The organism is Lactobacillus kullabergensis, from assembly GCF_003151025.1.
GTDB classification, from domain to species: domain Bacteria; phylum Bacillota; class Bacilli; order Lactobacillales; family Lactobacillaceae; genus Lactobacillus; species Lactobacillus kullabergensis.
The window spans coordinates 608,048-628,427 of sequence record NZ_CP029477.1 but is presented as its reverse complement, the minus strand read 5'-3'; the positions used below and the strand labels follow the sequence as shown (position 1 = coordinate 628,427).

20 protein-coding genes are annotated in these 20,380 nt (G+C 35.5%); 3 read left to right on the top strand and 17 right to left on the bottom strand.

Annotated features, from left to right (window positions below):
• Positions 1–111: 111 nt before the first annotated feature.
• The 13 genes from DKL58_RS03180 to DKL58_RS03120 all read right to left on the bottom strand — a co-directional run bounded on the left by DKL58_RS03180 (position 112) and on the right by DKL58_RS03120 (position 14,276).
• Entirely contained in the window at positions 112–777 is a 666-nt protein-coding gene (locus DKL58_RS03180) for an ABC transporter permease (RefSeq protein WP_034977428.1), read from the bottom strand.
• A complete protein-coding gene (locus DKL58_RS03175) occupies positions 777–1,682 on the bottom strand; it encodes an osmoprotectant ABC transporter substrate-binding protein (RefSeq protein ID WP_109586995.1) in 906 nt (301 codons plus the stop codon). The genes DKL58_RS03180 and DKL58_RS03175 overlap by 1 nt, the downstream gene beginning before the upstream one ends.
• 43 nt (positions 1,683–1,725) lie before the next feature.
• The gene (locus DKL58_RS03170; RefSeq protein WP_034977425.1) at positions 1,726–2,349 is read right to left on the bottom strand and encodes an ABC transporter permease; all 624 of its coding nucleotides are present in this window, start codon (positions 2,347–2,349) and stop codon (positions 1,726–1,728) included.
• A 2-nt stretch (positions 2,350–2,351) separates the two neighbouring features.
• Positions 2,352–3,530, bottom strand: a complete 1,179-nt coding sequence (locus DKL58_RS03165; RefSeq protein ID WP_034977422.1) for an ABC transporter ATP-binding protein — start codon at positions 3,528–3,530, stop codon at positions 2,352–2,354.
• Positions 3,531–3,690: 160 nt separating this feature from the next.
• On the bottom strand, positions 3,691–4,251 hold the full coding sequence (gene pgsA / locus DKL58_RS03160; RefSeq protein ID WP_109586066.1) for a CDP-diacylglycerol--glycerol-3-phosphate 3-phosphatidyltransferase: 561 nt from the start codon (positions 4,249–4,251) through the stop codon (positions 3,691–3,693).
• Positions 4,252–4,275: 24 nt separating this feature from the next.
• On the bottom strand, positions 4,276–5,403 hold the full coding sequence (locus DKL58_RS03155; RefSeq protein WP_109586065.1) for a helix-turn-helix domain-containing protein: 1,128 nt from the start codon (positions 5,401–5,403) through the stop codon (positions 4,276–4,278).
• A 65-nt stretch (positions 5,404–5,468) separates the two neighbouring features.
• Entirely contained in the window at positions 5,469–6,197 is a 729-nt protein-coding gene (gene ymfI, locus DKL58_RS03150; protein ID WP_109586064.1) for an elongation factor P 5-aminopentanone reductase, read from the bottom strand.
• Positions 6,198–6,358: 161 nt separating this feature from the next.
• A complete protein-coding gene (locus DKL58_RS03145) occupies positions 6,359–8,809 on the bottom strand; it encodes an FtsK/SpoIIIE family DNA translocase (RefSeq protein ID WP_109586063.1) in 2,451 nt (816 codons plus the stop codon).
• 19 nt (positions 8,810–8,828) lie between these two features.
• Positions 8,829–9,221: a DUF1149 family protein gene (locus DKL58_RS03140; protein ID WP_045927779.1), complete on the bottom strand. Its 393-nt coding sequence runs from the start codon at positions 9,219–9,221 to the stop codon at positions 8,829–8,831.
• A gap of 1 nt (position 9,222) precedes the next feature.
• A complete protein-coding gene (locus DKL58_RS03135; protein WP_109586062.1) occupies positions 9,223–9,780 on the bottom strand; it encodes a tRNA (cytidine(34)-2'-O)-methyltransferase in 558 nt (185 codons plus the stop codon).
• Between the two features lie 37 nt (positions 9,781–9,817).
• Entirely contained in the window at positions 9,818–11,044 is a 1,227-nt protein-coding gene (locus DKL58_RS03130; protein ID WP_109586061.1) for an AI-2E family transporter, read from the bottom strand.
• 13 nt (positions 11,045–11,057) lie between these two features.
• Complete coding sequence (locus tag DKL58_RS03125) at positions 11,058–11,438, bottom strand: PTS glucitol/sorbitol transporter subunit IIA (protein WP_034977398.1); 381 nt, start codon at positions 11,436–11,438, stop codon at positions 11,058–11,060.
• 72 nt (positions 11,439–11,510) lie between these two features.
• Positions 11,511–14,276 carry a cation-translocating P-type ATPase gene (locus DKL58_RS03120; RefSeq protein ID WP_109586060.1) on the bottom strand — a complete coding sequence of 922 codons (2,766 nt, stop codon included), beginning with the start codon at positions 14,274–14,276 and terminating at the stop codon, positions 11,511–11,513.
• Positions 14,277–14,446: 170 nt separating this feature from the next.
• Here DKL58_RS03120 and DKL58_RS03115 point away from each other — a divergent pair, with 170 nt between their 5' ends.
• On the top strand, positions 14,447–15,481 hold the full coding sequence (locus DKL58_RS03115) for a lactonase family protein (protein WP_109586059.1): 1,035 nt from the start codon (positions 14,447–14,449) through the stop codon (positions 15,479–15,481).
• 66 nt (positions 15,482–15,547) lie between these two features.
• Here DKL58_RS03115 and DKL58_RS03110 read toward each other — a convergent pair whose 3' ends face one another.
• From DKL58_RS03110 to yjbM, 3 genes are read right to left on the bottom strand one after another with little or no spacing between them, the layout of a single operon-like run.
• Positions 15,548–16,438 carry an RluA family pseudouridine synthase gene (locus tag DKL58_RS03110; RefSeq protein WP_109586058.1) on the bottom strand — a complete coding sequence of 297 codons (891 nt, stop codon included), beginning with the start codon at positions 16,436–16,438 and terminating at the stop codon, positions 15,548–15,550.
• Positions 16,425–17,231, bottom strand: a complete 807-nt coding sequence (locus DKL58_RS03105; protein ID WP_045927774.1) for an NAD kinase — start codon at positions 17,229–17,231, stop codon at positions 16,425–16,427. Before DKL58_RS03105 ends, DKL58_RS03110 begins: the two co-directional genes overlap by 14 nt.
• Positions 17,231–17,860 (bottom strand): GTP diphosphokinase, encoded by a 630-nt coding sequence (gene yjbM / locus DKL58_RS03100; RefSeq protein ID WP_045927773.1) that lies wholly within the window; start codon positions 17,858–17,860, stop codon positions 17,231–17,233. The genes DKL58_RS03105 and yjbM overlap by 1 nt, the downstream gene beginning before the upstream one ends.
• A gap of 353 nt (positions 17,861–18,213) precedes the next feature.
• Here yjbM and DKL58_RS03095 point away from each other — a divergent pair, with 353 nt between their 5' ends.
• Both DKL58_RS03095 and DKL58_RS03090 read left to right on the top strand, forming a co-directional pair.
• Positions 18,214–18,837 (top strand): CYTH domain-containing protein, encoded by a 624-nt coding sequence (locus DKL58_RS03095; protein ID WP_109586057.1) that lies wholly within the window; start codon positions 18,214–18,216, stop codon positions 18,835–18,837.
• A gap of 72 nt (positions 18,838–18,909) precedes the next feature.
• Positions 18,910–19,530: a DsbA family protein gene (locus DKL58_RS03090; RefSeq protein ID WP_109586056.1), complete on the top strand. Its 621-nt coding sequence runs from the start codon at positions 18,910–18,912 to the stop codon at positions 19,528–19,530.
• Here DKL58_RS03090 and DKL58_RS03085 read toward each other — a convergent pair.
• Positions 19,516–20,358 (bottom strand): competence protein CoiA family protein, encoded by an 843-nt coding sequence (locus tag DKL58_RS03085; protein ID WP_109586055.1) that lies wholly within the window; start codon positions 20,356–20,358, stop codon positions 19,516–19,518. The two genes, DKL58_RS03090 and DKL58_RS03085, sit on opposite strands and share 15 nt — an antisense overlap.
• Positions 20,359–20,380: the final 22 nt, after the last annotated feature.

Here is a 20,380-nt window from a genome sequence, read left to right as displayed (position 1 = left end):
AATACGTAATAATTATACTTTGCTTTAGTGTATATTTGCAAGAAAAAAGGCGAACAAATGTTTATTAATTTTATTCACAATAATAATTACGCAAAAACCAGCAAAACTTTTTTAGTTTGCCTTTTTTAATCCTTTTGGTTCTAAAATTTTTTGCAAGAAGTTCAAAATGACATCTGCTAAAATTGCCATTAATGCTGTAGGAAGAGCACCAGCCAGTATAATTGCACTGCCGTTTGTAGCATTAGTGCCACGGATAATAATATCACCTAACCCGCCGGCACCAACAAATGAGCCAATTGATGTAATACCAATAGCTATTACTAAAGCGTTTTTTAAACCTGCTATGATAACTGACATCGATAAAGGCAGACGAACCATGTAAAGCAGCTGAAACTTTGTCATACCCATACCTTTACCAGAATCAATAACATTTTTATTAACATTACTCATACCAGTATATGTATTTTTTATAATAGGTAAAAGTGAATAAAGTGTAACAGTTACAATAACAGTCATAACACCTAAACCCAGACCAATCATTACAATGGACAACAGAGCCAAAGATGGAATAGTTTGAATAAAGTTGGCAATTTCAACAACAAAGTCACCTAAATGACCATTCCGGGAGATAAAAATTCCTACTGGAATTCCTATAATTGCAGCAAATAATACCCCATATATTGAAATGAGAAAAGTACGATTAAATTGTTCCAATACGTAACTGCCATTATGGGCATAATAATAAATAAACTGCTGCCACAATGATAAATGAGACATTATTTCTCCCCCCTAAAGTAATTATGCTTTACTAAAAATTGATGTGCAACAATAGCCGGCTCAAGCAATTTATCATCAACTTGGAAATTCATTTTACGAATATCATGAACACTCACATTGCCAACTAACCGTTTCAGTATCGGCTTTAATTCAGGATGCTCGCGCAACAAATAATTATTGATTAACATCCCACAATTATATGGTGGAAAGAAATGCTTATCATCTTTGAGAAGATGTAAATTATAGCTGTCAATTCGACCATCTGTTGAATAGCCCAAAATGACATCCATTTTTCCACTATTCAAAGCAGAATATACTAAACCTATGTTCATAGGATGGGCTTTAGAAAAAGTCATTCCATATGCTGTTTGAAAAGCCGGATAACCTACTCCTGGGGCATTAACCCACTCCGATGCTACACCAAAAGAAAATTTGTCTTTAACTTTCTTTAAATCTGAAATTTTATAAAGATGATATTTCTTTTGATCTTTTGCTCTAACCATAAAGGCATAATTATTAGCAAAACCATAGGTATGCAAATAAGTTTGATCCCATCTCTTTTTTACTTCTCTGCGAACTGTATCATTTGCCTTCTTGGAATCTTTAATTGCAGGTAAGAGCAAATTTGCTGTTAACTCGCCACCATCATACGCGGCTGCTTGAATATCGGCATCATGACGATACAATGCCTGGTGTTGCATAGGTGCAGATCCCAAATTATTAACAATTGATGTCTTGTATGAAGTTTCGTGCTCAATTAATTGAGCAACAATATTAGCCATAATTTGAGATTCAGTCGTTGTTAGTGCCGTAATTCTAATGTTTTTTTCACTGCCCTGACTATCAGAAAGTCCCGGTAGACCACAAGCACTAGTAGTAAGCATTACCAGCAAGATTGTTATCATTAACAATATTTTTTTAAAATACTTTTTCACGATGAACGCCTCCTTATATTCCTTTTGGAGTCAGCTTACGTTCCAGCTTGCCCAATAGGTAATCTGTAAGAAGAGCCAAAATGATTACAGGAATTGTTCCTCCAAAAATGAGATCCGTTTGGTAGAGACTAAGCCCGTTAAAAATAAAGTCTCCTAAGCCGCCAGCTCCGATATACGAAGCCAGAGTTGCCCAAGCAATTACATAAATAGCAGAAAGTCTAATTCCTGCCATAATTACTGGCATGGCTAAAGGAATATCAACTTTTAAAATAAGCTGCATATTAGTCATGCCTAACCCGCGTGCAGAATCAATTGTATCTTGATTAACATCAGTTAGCCCTACATATGTGTTACGTAAAATGGGCATTAAACTATAAAGAAAAAGAGCTATAATTGCTGGTACTTTACCAACACCAAAAAATGGTATCATAATTGCCAGCAAAGCCAAAGCCGGTATAGTTTGTAACATACTGGCTATTGCTATTACCACTTTAGCAATTCGCTTAAATTTCATTAATATAACGCTCAGTGGAACTGCAACTAGTATTCCCAGTCCTAAAGAAATAGCAGAAATATATATTTGTTGCCAAGTTTTTACTAATAACTCTGAACCGTGTTGTGCAAAAAAGGCTGACATTATTATTTCGCCTCTTTTTCTGAAGAACCTTGCAGGTGACTTTTATCGCCCCATATTTTTTCATAAACAACATTTACCAAACTAGCTCGAGTGACGATTCCAACTAATTTTTTATCTGAATCTGTTACTGGTATGTAACTCTTATTACGACTCATAATCCGACTAAAATTATCACGCAGATATTCCTCCGGACCGACAGTCCCTAGTTTAGTAATCAATATATCGCTGACGCTACTTGCTTTAGGGTAATTGCGTTGCAAATCATCAATTGAAATGTAACCTTTAAGATGGTCTCCATTATCAACTACTAAAAGCGTATCAACTCGATGCTCCTTCATCATAGTTAAAGCATCAGTGAGAGAAGCACCTAAATCAATTTTTGTTGGATTAGTCAGCATCACATTTTTAACTTTTACAGTTTCATATTTTGCTTCTGACAAGCGCTCCTCACCAATCAAGCTCTTAACGTAGTCATTTGCAGGTTGGTGTAAAATCTGATCCGGTGTTCCTACTTGAATTAACTGGCCATCATGTAAAACAACTACCTTAGTTGCAAGCTTTAACGCTTCGTCCATATCATGTGTGACGAAAACTATTGTTTTGCCTAAGCGCACTTGTAAGTTTTGAACCAAGTTCTGCAAGCTTTCACGCGTTATTGGATCGAGCGCGCCAAATGGTTCATCCATTAATATCAAGTTTTGATTTGCCGCAAGCGCACGTACGACACCTATTCTTTGCTGCTGACCACCAGATAGCTCTGTTGGGTATCTGTCTAAATATGACTCAGGCAACTCAGCCATTTTAATAAGCTTTTGTGCTTCTCCAGCCAACTTTTCTTTAGGCCACTTTAATAATTTTGGTACTAAAATTATATTTTCTCTGATAGTCATATGAGGCATTAAACCATTATTCTGAATAACATAACCGATATGACGCCTTAAATTGACAGGATTGAAACTTTTAACATTCTTGCCGTTAACAAGTACTTCACCTTTAGTTACACTGTTCATGCGATTTATCATACGCATTATAGTTGTCTTTCCTGAACCGGAGGTGCCAATCAGGCAGCAAAAATCACCTTTTTCTATTTTAAAACTAATATGTTTAACAGCTGCATTTTTCATCTTAGGATATATTTTTGAAACATCCCGAAATTCAACTGCTGGTACTTTTTCTACCATAAAATTTTCTCCTTTTCCAATATTCCCTTAATTTAATCCTAACAAGTAAATGTAACTTAATCAACAATCTGTCTTTTCAACAGCAGTTTATATTAAAAATAATGCACAAAAAAACACTACTAAAAGTAATGCTTTTTTTCTATATTAACTTTTCATTAATTTACATTGAACCTTCGAAAACATCCCATGAACTGTGGAAATAATCCCAACCAGAATAAATTGTAAAGATTAATGCAATGTATAGCAAAATTGTTCCTATGTGATAGAAGTCTCCGATTAACAGGAAAATAATTGAGAGCATTTGACAAGTTGTTTTAATCTTGCCAGGCATGGCTGCAGCCATAACTTGACCCTTGTTTTCTGCCAATATTAAGCGCAAACCTGTTACTGCTAATTCACGACAAACTATAATAGCGATAACCCAGGCAGGAGCCAGATTTAACGAAATTAACATGATAAAAGCAGTCATGGTAAGCATTTTATCTGCCAGCGGATCTGCAAATTTACCAAAATTGGTAACAAGGTTGCGTGATCTTGCTATGTGCCCATCAAACCAATCCGTTGCAGATGCCACTGCAAAAACAATAGCTGCAATGACTAATTTCCAATAAACAGTTGTTCCTGCAACCTTAACACTAGCATCGCCACCAAAAATGACAATTAACATAAAAACTGGTATCAATAATATTCTAAAAACCGTTAACTTATTAGGCAAATTCATTCTTAACTTTTCCTCCCAAAATAACTATCTTTCATTACTATCATTCCCACCGGAAGAAGTGCCACCTGAATGACCAGATTCACTACTGTGTTCATTATTATTTGACTGATTGCTATCATGACCTGACTGATTATTATTCTGGTTACTCTGGTTATTATTTTGATTACTTTCTTGGCTATTGGATGAACTAGAATTATTGTTGCCACTAGTACCATTATTAGTGCTATGATTGCCAGTTTGATTATGGCTCTGGTTTTGATGATTTGAATTACTATGTCCTGAATTATTGGTCGTAGTTCCAGAATTGTTCTGGTCAGTTTGAGTTTGATTACTTTGATTGCTGTTACGTTTACCAATATAAAAGGTCAAAGAAAGATTCGAATTCTGAGCAGTATATGGAACTTTTTTACCACCAATTGTAACTGAAGTCCCGACAGCATTACTGAAAGTAACAACGACAGTTTGAGCAGTTTCAGGAATCCTCAATGTGTGCTTTTGACCAGCAGTTAAAGTCTGACCACTTTGGTTAACGCCGTTCATAGCAATAGAAACTGTAGTAGCCTGATCACCAGCTCGCACAACCAAATTGCGATTATTTTTTAGACCAGTAATTTGGAACTGATTTGTAGCTAATTCTTTAATTTTTACGCTCTTCTTTTTAGGTTTCTTGATCTTTTGACGATGTTTATCATTATCTGAAGAAACTGATACATCACCCGCTGTATTATTATTTTCATTGCGGTTAGAAGAGAAATGAGCATAAACAACATAGCATACCAAAATAACAACGATTATTCCCAGGCCAACAATAATTCGTGGAAGGTAATCTTGCCATATCTTTTTCTTATTATTAGTTGTTTTGCTGACTTCTTCACTTTTATTGTCAATCGAATCTTCAACAAATTCTTCAGGCTCAGCCTTTGGTATATCCTCGTGATATTCACTTAGCAGCTTTTTACCATCCAAACCGACTATTTGAGCATACTGTCTGATAAATGCTCTTACATAAAAATCACCCGGAAGCTTATCAAAATCATTTTGCTCAATCGCCGTCAGATATCTGCCTTGAATTTTGGTTGCTTTTTCAATATCTTCAATTGAAAGTCCCTTAGCCTCTCTGGCACTGCGTAATTTATCTCCGATATCTGCCATAGTTACCTCTTTAAATCCTAAATTTACTCTTTGAGTATAACATATACTACATACTATTTTTATATTTAAATGAGCCAGCCGCCACTTACATAAATAGTCTGACCAGTTAAATATCCAGAATTAACGTCCAGCAGCGTTTTAACCCAATAAGAGATATCTTTGCCCTCTGCTAAACGTCCAACAGGTATTTCGCCCCTAACCTCTTCTATTGCTTCTGGTGCTAATATTGAATTCATTGATGTGTTGACCGCGCCAGGTGCTAAAACATTTACTGTGAGATTGGCAGAAGCCACTTCACGAGAATATGCTTGTGCGAAGCGCTCAAGTCCGGATTTTGAAGAACTGTAGACAGCTTCCATAGCGCTGCCTGAACCACCATAAACCGAACCTAAATAAACAATACGACTATAATCATTTTTTATCAAATGAGGTTCTAACAAGCCTGTTAATTTAATAGGAGTAATCAAATTTATGTGCAAAACTTCATCAATTTTGGTCATATTCTGACTGCTAACAAAATTATAATCTGTAACTCCTTGGGCAAATACCACTGCGTTCACTGGCAAAAGCTCACTAACAAATTCTTTTAATTCGTCATTTTTAGCCAAAAAATCTAACTCTATAGGAATAAAGTCCTGACTAGGATATTTTTGACTCATTCCTTCAGCCATAGTATAGGCCTTTTGCCAATTTTGACTGCAATGAACATAAAGAGACCAACCGGCGTTGGCTAAGTCAGCACAAATAGCTTGACCAATGCCACCTGTTGCACCAAATACAAGTGCTCGCTGCAATTAAAACATTCCTTTTATTTTATTTTAGTATGAAGATGACCATATAGCTAAACTAGTCCATTAAAGATAAATTCAGTTATGTATTCATATTCAATTTTATTTTAACATTATTTTTTTGCAAATTTGAACTAATAAAACGACATGATAAACTTTCTTAAAAATTAGGTCTTATCCTCATCTTTTTTAGGCGGTAACAAAACTTGACGAGGCTTTGATCCTTCAGATGGGCCCACAATCCCCTTCTCTTCCATCGCATCAACTATTCTGGCAGCACGATTGTAGCCTATACGAAATCTTCTTTGTAAAAGTGATACACTTGCTGTTTGTTGCTGTCTTACCAGTTCAACAGCCTGATCATAAAATTCATCCTCTGGTTCGTCATCTTGTTTTCCTGAATTTTCTTGACCTTTTTGCGGAATCATCCCTTTATCATATTCAGGCTTTTGTTGTTTCTTTACCCAAGATATTATCTTCTCAACCTCACTTGAAGAAACATAAGCACCTTGAATTCGTTCAGGTTTGGAGGCTCCTACCGGCATGTACAACATGTCTCCTCTGCCGAGCAACTTCTCAGCTCCCGTTTGGTCTAAAATTGTTCTTGAATCAATACCACTTGAAACAGCAAAAGAAATTCGAGATGGTACGTTTGCCTTAATTAAACCGGTAATGACATCAACACTTGGTCGTTGAGTAGCCAAGATCATGTGAATTCCCGCAGCGCGCGCCATTTGCCCCAAACGCACAATTGCACCTTCAACATCGCGGCCACCAACCATCATCAGATCACTAAGTTCATCGACTACGACCAAAATATATGGCAAAGGTTTCATCGCAGGCTTAGATTTATCTCGATTATTGAGTTGAACCTTATCATTAAACTCACCCACATTACGGACACTACTTGCGGCAAATAGTTTATAGCGTCGTTCCATTTCCTTAACAGCTTTGCCTAATGCATTCGCAGCTAACTTAGCATCTGTAACTACCGGTATCAACAAATGTGGTACACCATTATAAACCGAAAGTTCAACCATTTTAGGATCAATTAAAATCAACTTAACTTGATCCGGCAGTGCCTTCATTAATATACTCGTTAAAATGGTATTGATTGCAACAGACTTTCCGGAACCTGTCGAACCAGCAATGAGAAGGTGGGGCATTTTAGTTAGGTCAGCTGAAATTGTTTGTCCGCTAACATCTTTGCCCAAAGGCACTTGCATAGGATCTTTTTTAGCCCTATTATCTTGATTCTGCATTACATCTTTAAAAGCAACAACCGAAGTGTTTTTATTAGGCACCTCTATACCGATATATGGTTTGCCAGGTATAGGCGCTTCTATTCTGATATCTTTTGCTGCCAAGGCAAGAGCCAAATCATCTGCTAAATTAACAATCCTGCTAACTTTAACTCCAACAGCAGGCTGTACTTCATAACGTGTAATTGTAGGACCCAAAATCGCTTTTTTTATGATAACTTTGACGCCAAAACTTTTAAAAGTAGATTGTAAAGTTTGCGTATTTTTGCGAATAAGAGCCTTATCGGTACTTTGATCAACATTCTTAATGCTGTCAAGCAAGGTTAAAGGAGGTTTTTGATAATTTGGACTTACTTTCTGATCTTGTTTAAGTTCGCCATGATCAACAGATTCCAATTCTTGCTTAATTTTCTTATCTTCTTCAACAAAAGAATGTGATTTGGGTAAATTGCCACTGGTATTATCAGTTTTGCTCTCTTTTTGAATATTATTTTGACTGGCCACCTGAATTTGTGGCTCAACCGGAGAATGTTCTGGCATATCACCAAATTCTGATTCATTCGAAACAGAATTGTCTACATCCGTAATGTCTGCAAATTCTTCGGTTGACTTGTCATTAACAGCAAAATCATCAACATCAGGAAAAACCATATTTTGAGAATCCGATGTCTCCTGTAAATTTTGAGATTGTTTATTCAAGTTCTTCTGTTGTTGTTTTTCTCTGAATGAACCATATTTATCTTTTATTTTCGTGCCAGCTGCCTTATTTTTATCAATAAAAAGCTGACTAACCGTCTGAAATTTTTTAATTATAGTTGCAAACTTTACATCAAAGAACATTAAAATGCCGCATGGAATCAATAAAATCGCAACTACACGCAATCCTATATGGCCTAGTAAGGGATAAAATATTTGGTAACATAATGCGCCAATGACTCCTCCACCAACATGTTTGGTAACAGCCATTCGGCCAAATTCGGCAGATATTTCATGCCAGAATGCATTCATAAACGCATTATTTACAAATTCACTTTCAAAATAAACGCTGCTCTGAATTAATAAAAATCCGAGTATTGCAAAAAACAGACCACAACTGCGCTTAAATTTAAAGTGCATTGGCTTGTTGTAAATCAGCATAACCAGGCCAAAAATAATACAAATTCCAGCAGCTAATAAATATGAATCTCCAAAAAAGAAACGAAAAATATTCGCAACTTGTTTACCAAGAATTCCAAATTTAACAAATGCCAAAACTGAAATAATAATTTGTACAAGGCCAACAATTGCCCAAGTAATTCCAGTATTCTGATTTTTCTTATGAGATTTAGTGGTTTTTCTCCTCTTCTTTTTAGGCATAATACTACCTAATCAACAATTAAAAATTTGCTTGGAAGTTCAAATTAACTGGTTCATCCAAAGTAATTTGAGTAACTTCATAAGTAAGGGTTTCAATATATTCAACTAATGGACGACTAAGCAACTTATAATCTGTCTTTTCCAGATCGCTGCCATCACCAAAATAATCTTTAATTTTAACGATCTGACTAATCATTCCACTTACAGAAAAATCTCCCGGCGCAGGTGCTACGTCAAAAACAACGGTTACATCAAAATAATTGCCGTCAGTACCAGCATCAGTTGTGCCATCATCATTTTGTTTTTCGACCTTTTTTAAGCCAAAATTTACCTGATCTTTAGTTTCCGGCTCTTCATTAATATCATAATGAAAATTTTTGACTATAACAGGAGTTTCTTTTTCAAAATCCATCTTAGTTTCCTCCTAAATTTCTTTCATAGCGCTCAGGGCGATTGTAGTTATCTTTTAATTTATCATTTTCATAATGATGTGTAGTTTCTAAATTAGGAAAACCCTGCTGACGCAATGCTTCAAGTAAAACTATCGCCACTGAGTTAGCCAAATTATAACAACGAATATTATCCGACATTGGTATTCTCAAATTGCGCTCGTAATATTCTCGCATAAATGTTTCTGGTAAACCAGTAGTTTCTTTGCCAAACACAAAGTAGTAATTTTTCGCAGAATCTGTATAATCTATTTCCGCATAATTTTTTGAAGAAAATTTAGAAATAAGATACATTTCGTCTTGGGAACCAAGTTGACCTAGGAACGCATTAAGATCTTCATGCACCCGGACATCAACCTTATCCCAATAATCCAAGCCAGCTCGTTTCATTTTTTTGTTATCGATTTGAAAACCTAATGGCTCAATCAAATCAAGAACTGTATTAGTCCCGGCACAAGTTCGAGCAATATTACCAGTATTAGCTGGCATTAGTGGCTCATATAACACTACGTGATTTGTCAATCTTTTTCTCCTTCACTATATTTTTAACAAATAAAACTTATTTTTTTGGCGCTTTTTCTTCTGATCCCGCGCTTAAATTATTCGAGTTCTCAGCCGCAACTTGGAAGTTTTCCTCATCTTCATCTTCTTTGAAAACCTGAGAAACATTACGGTAATAGTTATAAACACGCAAAATAATAATTTTTAAAATAGCATAAATTGGAATACCAAAAATGACGCCCCAAAGTCCCCAAACAGAACTTGAGCCTATCAATAACAAAATAGTGGTTACCGGGTGCATCTCCATCTTGTTTCCCATTACCAAAGGACTAATAACCCTTGACTCAATGGTCTGTTCGATTGCAAAAACAACCAAAACTTTAATTACCATTGGTACAGAAAGCATAATAGCAATCACGATTACAGGTATAAATGAAATAAAAGTACCAAAATATGGAATAAGGTTAAGAATACCGCTTAAAACAGCAAGGGCAATGCCATACGGAAGTCCGATGATACTGTAGCCAATGGCAAACATGATTCCGACCCAAAAAGCAACAGTAAGTTGTCCCCTAATATAAGATGCTAGTGCAGTATTAATATCGTAAAGAAGTTCGCCAAAACTTTTCTGCCAGCGCTTCGGTGCAAATTGCATTAAGTAAGGGCGTAAATTGTGAGCATCTTTTAACATAAAAAACAGAATAAAGGGTGCAGTAAGTAAAGTCATAACTATAATAGTAACAACACTAATTGCTGAAGAAATATTGCTAAGCGCTGCATTGACGGCCTCATGACCTGACTTAAAGAGCATATCTTGCGCCCTGTTGATAGCATCATTAATATTGCCCTTAACACTGTGAAGTTGCGGATTACTCAGCCAATCCTGTACCGCATTTGTAGCATCCTTCCAGATATGAGGCCAATGAGTAATTAATGAGTTAATTTGACTTTGAACAATTGGCAATAAAGTATTAACTATCCAAACGAGCAAAACTGCTACTAAAACAAATAATCCAAGAATAGTAACAATCCTTGGTACTTTGAACTTTCTCTCTAAAATATCTACTAGCGGATTCATAATATAAAACTGAATCAAAGCCAGCATTAACGGAGGAAGAATCGCACTTACAAAGACCTTAGCGGGATTTAAAACAAATGATATTTTGTTGAACAACCAAATCACAAGGAAGAACAACAAAATGTTTAGTAGTGCAATACTAAACCGATTATTCAAAAACCATTTTTGAAATATGGTTCTTTTTTTATGCTTTTTCTCGTAGTCCATCAAATCATCCTAATCAAATGTGCTCATATACTATGTCATCACCAATATTAAATTCAGGCATTGTCTGTTTATCCTCTATAGTGAAATACACACCGTTAGCAAGAGGATTTTTTGACTTTTTCTGGTTAAAAAACAGCGTTACATGACCTAAAGCTCTCATATCGCTGGTAACCATGGAACCGACAAAGTCAGCAATATAGGTCTGTCCATCGATTGTAATTGTATCGCCTTTTTTCATAATAAAACTACTGACAGGGGTTTGGGCATTAAATTTTTGAATAACCGAAACATCGACTAGTTCGGGAGTGACATTTTCACCAAATAAAATCACCATATTACCCTTAGGCTCAATAGCTTGCTTACCAATTTTCGTAATAGTTGCTGTCCATTTCATAATTTGCTCTCCTTAAGCTTTAATTTTAGCATAACAAAAACCGCTTAACTAATATATAAGCGGTTTTCTTTGTTACTTCTTTATTTTTTTATGATAGAGAAGCCATTTTTTAATTTCATCAATAATAACTAACGGTATTGGCAGACAGAATAAGAATAACCAGTCAACCGGTAATAATCTTGTCGTATTGAATAATTGCTGCAAGCCGGGAGTAACAGTTAAAGCCAAAAACAGAAGGATTTCGAATATAATTCCGTACCAGATATTACGATTGCTGAATATGCTTTTCTTAAACAGAGAAACTTTATTTGTTCTGCAATTTAGTACATTAGCAATCTGTGTAAAAATAATTGCTCCCAAAACCATTGTAGTTGCACGCATATAAACTGGACCATCAGCAGCTAATGGCACATGAGGCCAGCCGTTTTGGAAATTCACAAAGAAATATGCACCAATTGATATGGCACTGGAAATCAAACCATACCACAAAAATGCTTTAATAATTACGCTTCTGTTGAGCAAGTGCTCATTACGCTTCCGCGGTGCTTGTTTCATTACATCAGGATCAACAGCTTCTCCACCGAGTCCTAATGCTGGCAACATATCCGTTCCCAAGTCTACTGTTAAAATCTGCATTACAGTCATTGGCAAAGGAATCATGCCTCCAGAAAATAGGAACAATATCGATGGAAAGGCCTCCGGCACATTTGAAGTCAAAATATAAGTTAAAAACTTACGGATATTGCTGTAGACGGCACGGCCTTCTTCAATTGCGGCCACAATAGACGCAAAATTATCATCAGTCAAGATAATATTGGCTGCATCTTTAGCTACATCCGTACCAGTCAAGCCCATTGCTATACCAATATCTGCCTGCTTTAAAGCAGGTGCATCGTTAACTCCGTCACCAGTAGAAGCTACAATTTCACCATTTTCCTGTAAAGTTTTAACGACCTTATATTTTTGTTCAGGAGCTACTCTAGCAAAAATCACTTCTCCTTTCAATGCTTCTCGTAAGTCTTCATTGCTCATGGTTTCTAGTTCATCACCAGATATGACTCGTGCCTTGTCAGAGGTCAAACCAATTTGAACTGCAACAGATTTTGCTGTCAACTTGGAGTCTCCAGTAACCATAATAATTTTAATTTTTGCCTGGTGACAACGTCTAACGGCATTATATATTTCAGGACGAGGTGGATCACTCATTGTAGTCAAACCAACAAATATTAAGTGCTCCTCAGCTGATTCAATGGTTAACTTAGTAACATCAGTATTTTCTTTTTCCACAATTCGATAGGCCATAGCCATACTGCGAAGTCCTTTAGCAGCATAATCGGCATTATGTTTTTCGGCTCGTTTCTTATCATCGTCAGTCAGAGCCCGAACTTTACCATCAACCTGAATTTGGTCACACTGCTTAATCACATCACTAAAAGACCCCTTAGTAAAAATGATATATTGGTGATCATTCCAGCGATGAATAGTTGACATCCGCTTTCTATTAGAGTCAAAAGGCAGTTCTCTTAATCGTGGATACTTAACCAAAACTTTTTGACGATCAAACCCTGCTTTTTCAGCCATAATAATTAAACAGGCTTCAGTTGGCGTCCCCAAAATTTTAGGCTTACCGCCTTTGACCTTGCTGGGTTGAACAGCAGTATCGTTGTCCAAAGATGCTATTTGAACCAACTTATGCAAGTCGGGATTTTCTTCATACCACAACTGCTTATTGTTTAATTCAATCTGCCCATTATTGACATAACCATTGCCAGTAACTTTATATTCATTTTGAGGAGTCCAAATGTAATGAATAGTCATTTGATTCTGGGTTAAAGTACCCGTTTTGTCTGAACAAATAACTGTAGTTTCTCCAAGTGTTTCAACAGAATTTAATTCCTTAACCAGTGCATGTTTTTTGGCCATGCGTTTAACACCCTGAGCTAAGCTAAGAGTTACAGTAGGCAATAATCCCTCTGGGATAAAAGCTACAATCATCCCTAAAGCAAAAATAAATGCTTTAGCAAACGGATATTTGACAAAGAAAATTGCTGCAATTAGGAACAAAACGCCTATCGAAACAGCAATAATTGATAATTGTTTCGTCAGGCGGTTTAGTTCCTGGGTTAGAGGACTATCGACTTTATTTTGCTTTTGGGTTAACTGCGCTATTTTGCCAAATTCAGTATTCATTCCCGTGGCAAATGCTATTGCACGAGCTGTACCTGAGCCAACGGTTGTTCCTGAATAAACCAAATTTGCTTCTGCGTAGCTGCCTTCACCTGGTGCGTAATCCGTAGTTTTAGATTCAGGTACAGATTCACCATTTAAGGCACTTTGATCAACCTGCATCGAACTGGCAGTGATCAGTCTGGCGTCTGCTGGAATAGCATTACCTGCTTGAAGAATAAAAACATCTCCGGGAACCAATTCTTTGGCATCAATCTGAGTTTTTTTACCATCACGAATTGCCTGGACATAAGTTGGCAACATATTATTTAAAGCATCTGTTGCTCTTTTAGCTGCCCTTTCCTGCCAAAAACTAAACAATCCGTTAATAATATTGACCATCCAAATGGCAATTCCCAATTCAATGGTACCGCTGAACATCGCTACAGCGCCGGAAATCCACAACAAGATTGCCATCATACTAATAAAGTTCTTAAAAAAAGTCTTCCATTCAGATTCTTCTTCAGACTTTTTAATTTCATTACGACCATATTTAGCCAATCTTGCGGTTGCTTCTGCAGAAGTTAAACCTGCAGAAGATGAGTGAAGATTAGTATAAACTTCAGAAATATCATTCTTAGCATAAAGCTCTCGAATTTTATTTTCTTCCATTCCCAACATACCTCTTATTTCAAAACTTTCAATTTTAAACTAATCAATAAAGCTGACACCATACTTTAACACTTTTTAAAATGTTAAAGTCACTCAATATTTTTACAATTGCGTGTCATGCTATACTAATTGTTGAGACAATTATAAATGAAATTGGAGGCTTTTCAAGCATGAAATTATTAATCGGCGGATATACTAAAAAAAAGTCAACGGGAATCTATGAATTGCCACTTACCCGTGCAAAAAATGGATTAGAAATGCAAATGGGACCAGCCAAAGAAGTAATTAAAGTTGGGGGTCCGACTTATTTTGTCCAGGATGGCAAGCTTATTTTTACTATTAATAACGCTGGCGCTAAGGGTGGTATCAGCTCATTTGAGCTTATTGATGGCAAGTATCAAGAAAAAGATTCATACTTAACTGCCGGCTCGTCACCTGCCTACATTGGCATTAACCAGAAAAAGAAATTGCTTTATACTGCCAATTACCATACAGCAATTTTAGCTGTATTCTCATTTGATAATGATGGCAAGCTAACTTTTTTAGATTCAGTGACTCACACTGCAGATAGCCTGGGGCCTTGTCCTGAACAAGCTGATGGTCCCCACCCGCATTTTTTTGATCAAACACCGCAAGGAAATCTTGTAAGTTGCGACTTAGGCAATGACTGTATTGACTTTTACAGCTTTAAAAATAATAAGCTGCATCATTTAGCTAAATATCAAAACGAGCCGGGTTTTGGCACACGTCATATTGTTTTCAGCACTGATGGCAATTATTTTTATGATGTCGGTGAGCTTTCAAGCAAAATTAATTTAGTCAAGTTTGATGAGACAAATTGGCAATTTACGAGTATTGCCACTTATTCAACCATCCCAGATGATTATTCCGATCACAATGGCGCAGCGGCCATAAAAATTAGCCATGATGGTAAATTTATTTACACTTCTAATCGTGGCCATGATACTATCACCGTTTTTGCAGTTAATGATGATCATACCCTGCAATTACGTCAGAGAATTTCAACTTTTGGTGAATTTCCGCGAGATTTTAACTGGGACAAAGATGAAAAATATGTGGTGGCAACCAACCAAAATTCAGATAATGCTACTTTATATACCAGGGACGCGGAAAATGGCTGTTTGACTCCTGTGCAAAAGAATATTTTTGTTCCAGAAGGAACCCGCGTGCTTTTTAGCGAATAATTTTTCCATAACAAATAAAGAGTTGTCTAAAATAATGACAACTCTTTTTTATTACATGTGCTAAAATTATTTTGGAATATTGTGCCATAATTCCTGCATATCAATTGGATCAGGGACCTCAATACTAACTTGCCTTTCTTTGCTGAACGGATCAGGAAATTCTAAGTAAAAGCAATTTAATGCTTGCCTGTTAAAATTATCTTTTTGCCCATATAATGGATCTCCATATAACGGATGACCAAGATATTGCATGTGCAAACGAATCTGATGAGTCCTCCCGGTATAAAGGCGTAGTTCCACTATACTGGCATTTTCTTTTTGTGCAATCACTTTATAAGCAGTTTTTGCCTTCTTACCTGAAGAATCAATACTGCGCACAATAGAAGTCCCCTTTCGTCCAATTGGCTGATCAATGATGCCCTTTAGTTCGTCTAAACCAAAATTACCATGAACAATTGCATGGTACTTTTTAATAAACTTATCCTTTTTGAGCTGACTAAAACGTGCATGAGCAATAGCATTTTTACCAACTAAAACCAAACCAGAAGTGTCACGGTCAAGTCGCGTTACAATGTGTGGCTTGATATTCACACTTTTTTTGCGCTCAAAATAACCTAAAATTTGGTTAACGAGTGCGTTATCATCGTAGCGAGAAGGAATCGATAAAATCCCTGCAGGCTTATTAACAACCAGATAGTTTTCAGTTTCTTTAACAACTTCAATAGGTTTTTGCGAAGGTATGAGCCATGGATTATGCTTTTCCTGACCCGGAATGAAAATCACTTCATCGCCAACATGTAAAATGAAGTTTGTATAGCGCCTTTTATGATTAACAAGAATCATTCCACCCGCATTTTTAGCATTATTGACAGCTCTTTTTGAAAAACCATTCTTTAATAAAAAAATCCCCAATTTTTTGGGGGCTTTTTCATCTACAGTAACTTTAAATAGTGTCATCGTTATCTCCAATAAATGCACTTTGAACTCTTGACCAAAAATGGGTATGTCCAAACCTGTCAAAATGAATTTCCTTAGTAGAAATACGGTAATTAATCTTTTTGGCATTTCTAATATTGATGCGACGACCATCAATGGTCATTACAAAATGATCAGCATTAGGAACTATGGTAACGCACTGCTCGGGAGCGAGTACAATTGGTGATGACAAGGATCTAAAAATACTATTGTTAATAGAAGCTATTTCCGCCATCTGTAAGGCTTTAAGTCTCGGATGGATTACGGCACCACCAAGCGATTTATTATAACCTGTTGAGCCAGTTGGAGTTGAAATACATAAACCATCTCCGCGGAAATTTTCAAATAACTGATCATCAATGTAAACTTTAGCTTCAAGCGTATGTGAAATGCGCTTTACTGCTGACTCATTTAAAGCTAAAAAGTGCTTTTTTTCATTAGCCTCAGTTAAAAGTTCCACCTCTAACAGCGGATAGCTGGCAGACTCAGGTTCTCTTAAAAATAAAGCATCTACCATTTTATCAACCTCAGGACCACGCCAATCAGTATAAAAGCCCAAATGTCCAGTGTGGATGCCGATGAAGCGAATTGAACTGATTTGATTTTCATATCTGTGAAAAGCATTTATCAAGGTTCCGTCTCCACCGACCGTAATTACTACATCTGGATACTTGGCATCAAAGACAACGCCCTCTTTGGTTTCTAATAATTTTCGCAAGTGCGCCACTACCTTTAATGTCTCCTGATTGGTGTTATGGGCAATTGTAATTCTCATTATTTTTCCTTACCCTTGTTTTTGGTAAAAACTTTCTGAGCTTCTTGCACTTCATCTTTAATTAATGACATTTCTTCATCAAGTTTATATGCCGTTTCTGCAGTAGATTTTAGTCTTTCAGAAATATCTTTGGGATAAGAACCCTGATATTTGTAATTGAGAGTATGTTCTACCGTTGCCCAAAAGTTCATTGCCAATGTTCTAATCTGAATTTCAGCTAATAATTTTTTTGGACCAGTCGGCAAATAAACAGTATATGAAATAACCATATGATAAGAGCGATAGCCCGAAGGTTTGGCATTTTTCACATAATCACGTTCTTCAATGACTTCCATGTCGGCACGTGTATGAATTAAGTCTACCACCTTATAAATATCATCGACAAATTGACAAACTATTCTAATTCCTGCTATGTCTTGCATATCAGTTTCAATGACATCGAAACTAATTACGCGTCTTTTCATTTTTTCTTTAATCGAGTCAACAGTTTTAACTCTGCCGACCACAAATTCTATTGGTGAATGTTCTCCCTTTGTCAAGAAACTTTGTCTTAAAGAACGAAATTTCACCTTTAATTCTCGCACGGCCTCTTCATATGGCCATAAAAAATTATCCCAATCATAATTCATAGAAATAACCCTTTCTCAAACAGCATATTCATTTTAACATAATTTATATGATAGCAATTTCATATGGTCATTTACCTTAATAAAATAATCCCTGTTTTTCTATACAGGTGCCTAAAGCCTTATTACAAAGTCTTTTTTCTTGCACATTAAACCTTTTGATATTATGATAAATTTATTAATTTCAATTAGGCTATACTATCATAGCTTTAGCACTTATTTTACTTATTTAGAAAATTTTAAAATTTAATGACATTTGTTTTTGATTTTTAGAAACTACTTTTGAAAAATATAGATTTTGATACAGAAAATTAAAGCATTTCTTTCATAAACAAAATTGAATGGAGTAATATTAAATGTCACAAAATAATGAAATTGAAGCAAAAATCATCTTGCCTAAGGCAATACACCAAAAACTTTGTCATGATTTTCCAGTAAAGCAAAGCTTTACACAGGAAAATTATTATTTTGATACTACTGAAAGTTTGTTAAAACAATATAACATAAGCTGTCGCATTAGGCTTTTTAGTGACCATGCAGAGCAAACTCTGAAGGTTCCAAATAAGAATCCCATACAAAACGATTTCCACGAAGCAATAGAAATTAATGATTCCTTAAAATTAGATGAGGCTAAAGCATTAATTAAGCAGGTAGCAAAAGGATCGCCTATAATTTTTAAGTATAGCGTAGGAGAATATTTGGATCAGAAATTTTCACAGAAGTTAAAACTGCATTTACAAACTTTCTGCAAAACTCACCGTACATTAGCGAATGGGCCACAAAATTGTGAACTGACTTTTGATGATAACATTTATCCAGATAACTACGAAGATTTTGAGCTTGAGATTGAAAACCATAATCCAGATTTAATAGCGCAAATTCTTGCAAAATTAAAAAAAGAGTATAAATTTACACAAAATTATACTAATACTAACCAAGCAAAAGTTGCACGCGCTTACATACATCGTGTTAGAATATGATTGAGTGAACTTTTAAAAGGGTAGATATTTAATCATTTTATACTTAACAATCAGTATTGGAGGAGCCTGATCATGTTCGAGATTTTTCTTTTTGTTAATCCCGTTGGTATTTATTGTTATAATACGGAAGTTTTAATCAAAGACGCGATTGATGAACTTAATATCAACTCTTCTTTTCATTTTGTTCCGATCATAAATTCAAAAGTAATCAGAGAGGACATTATTAGAAGAAAAAATAATGGCCAGAAAATAAAAGATATATCAAAGTATACAATTGCTTCTTTCCAGGCTTTACGGCATTACAATGCAATTAAAATAGAATATGGCAATAAGAAGGCACGTGCTTATTTAGTTGCTTTACAGCGTGTTATGAGTACCGATTTTAATAAATATTCAGAAAGTTTGCCTAGAGAAATTGCGCAAAGTTTAGACTTGGATTTTAGTCGTATTAATAGTCGCAAAATTGCTCGCTATGTTGATGATTCAATTCAACAAGATAAAGATCTTGTCCGTAAATTTAACGTTCGCAATTTTCCTACTACTATTATTTTTAACGAAAGTGGCAATTATAATGGTGTAATGTTAGAAGGTATTCTTGCACATGATAAACTGATAAAGCTTCTTAAGGATAATGATTGTGTTGCCAAAGAGCCAAAGAATTATTACCCCGTGCGACATTTACGGTTGATTTAAATATTTACTTGCATTATCTGACGAATTTATTTTACGAAAATTGTTAAAAACCCAAGGCGGCAAATCATCTATGGTTTGCCTTTTTTTATATAACAAATTTGCAATTTGCATGCCCTTCAAGCTTTTATGTGCAAGCTGCATTTGCAAATATTGTTTTTGCTGTTTGGGATTAACATAATATTTCTGTAACAATGGCTGAAAATGCCATAATTTTTTTAAACCCTTTGCACAGATACCAAAGTTTTCTTCTTGAAAGTGAACTTTATTTGTTAGCGGCTCAAGCAAAACGTTATATTTTAGCCGAATAATCTTTTTAAAAGGATCAATCTCTAAATAATAATCTTGCCAAAAATTGTTTCTGCGAAAGAAAATAAGCTGAGATTTTTTCACGTTTTGTCCTAAGAAATGCCTCTTACCAACTATCCATATATCCTTAATGCCTATTTGTTTATATAAAAAATGGCGATGGCAAAATTCTGACTTATTGAGAGGAGCACACTGAATTTCAAAGGCTAAATTTGAAGCTGCCAATACATCAGCTCGCAATTGTCCATTAGCAAGACTAGCCTCTGTTTGAGCATTAAAATGTACCTCTCTCAGTGCCTGAGTTAGTAATTTTTTACTTTGAGCATGTTCTTTATTTTCCCCACATAAGTTAATTTCAGAAGGTATATGTTTAAAGTAGGGTCGCTTGTCTTTACTTACTAATCGCATTTCTCGTTCACAGTGTGGACAAAAATAATGTTTTTTAATTTTATTGTTACTTTGGGACAACTTGGCTTCCTCAATTGCTAAAACCAAAATATTATTTAACAATGCTGCATACATATTTATCACCTAAGAATAAATA

Excerpts from the sequence above, each read along its gene's own strand:
- DKL58_RS03110 (WP_109586058.1), bottom strand. The coding sequence starts at position 16,438 with ATGACACTATTTAAAGTTACTGTAGATGAAAAAGCCCCCAAAAAATTG.
- DKL58_RS03120 (WP_109586060.1), bottom strand. The coding sequence starts at position 14,276 with ATGGAAGAAAATAAAATTCGAGAGCTTTATGCTAAGAATGATATTTCT.
- DKL58_RS03175 (WP_109586995.1), bottom strand. The coding sequence starts at position 1,682 with ATGATAACAATCTTGCTGGTAATGCTTACTACTAGTGCTTGTGGTCTA.
- yjbM (WP_045927773.1), bottom strand. The coding sequence starts at position 17,860 with ATGAATTATGATTGGGATAATTTTTTATGGCCATATGAAGAGGCCGTG.
- DKL58_RS03145 (WP_109586063.1), bottom strand. The coding sequence starts at position 8,809 with ATGCCTAAAAAGAAGAGGAGAAAAACCACTAAATCTCATAAGAAAAAT.
- DKL58_RS03115 (WP_109586059.1), top strand. The coding sequence starts at position 14,447 with ATGAAATTATTAATCGGCGGATATACTAAAAAAAAGTCAACGGGAATC.
- DKL58_RS03155 (WP_109586065.1), bottom strand. The coding sequence starts at position 5,403 with ATGGCAGATATCGGAGATAAATTACGCAGTGCCAGAGAGGCTAAGGGA.
- pgsA (WP_109586066.1), bottom strand. The coding sequence starts at position 4,251 with ATGAATTTGCCTAATAAGTTAACGGTTTTTAGAATATTATTGATACCA.
- DKL58_RS03180 (WP_034977428.1), bottom strand. The coding sequence starts at position 777 with ATGTCTCATTTATCATTGTGGCAGCAGTTTATTTATTATTATGCCCAT.
- DKL58_RS03125 (WP_034977398.1), bottom strand. The coding sequence starts at position 11,438 with ATGAAATGGACAGCAACTATTACGAAAATTGGTAAGCAAGCTATTGAG.
- DKL58_RS03165 (WP_034977422.1), bottom strand. The coding sequence starts at position 3,530 with ATGGTAGAAAAAGTACCAGCAGTTGAATTTCGGGATGTTTCAAAAATA.
- DKL58_RS03085 (WP_109586055.1), bottom strand. The coding sequence starts at position 20,358 with ATGTATGCAGCATTGTTAAATAATATTTTGGTTTTAGCAATTGAGGAA.
- DKL58_RS03090 (WP_109586056.1), top strand. The coding sequence starts at position 18,910 with ATGTTCGAGATTTTTCTTTTTGTTAATCCCGTTGGTATTTATTGTTAT.
- DKL58_RS03130 (WP_109586061.1), bottom strand. The coding sequence starts at position 11,044 with ATGGACTACGAGAAAAAGCATAAAAAAAGAACCATATTTCAAAAATGG.
- DKL58_RS03170 (WP_034977425.1), bottom strand. The coding sequence starts at position 2,349 with ATGTCAGCCTTTTTTGCACAACACGGTTCAGAGTTATTAGTAAAAACT.
- DKL58_RS03095 (WP_109586057.1), top strand. The coding sequence starts at position 18,214 with ATGTCACAAAATAATGAAATTGAAGCAAAAATCATCTTGCCTAAGGCA.
- DKL58_RS03105 (WP_045927774.1), bottom strand. The coding sequence starts at position 17,231 with ATGAGAATTACAATTGCCCATAACACCAATCAGGAGACATTAAAGGTA.
- DKL58_RS03140 (WP_045927779.1), bottom strand. The coding sequence starts at position 9,221 with ATGGATTTTGAAAAAGAAACTCCTGTTATAGTCAAAAATTTTCATTAT.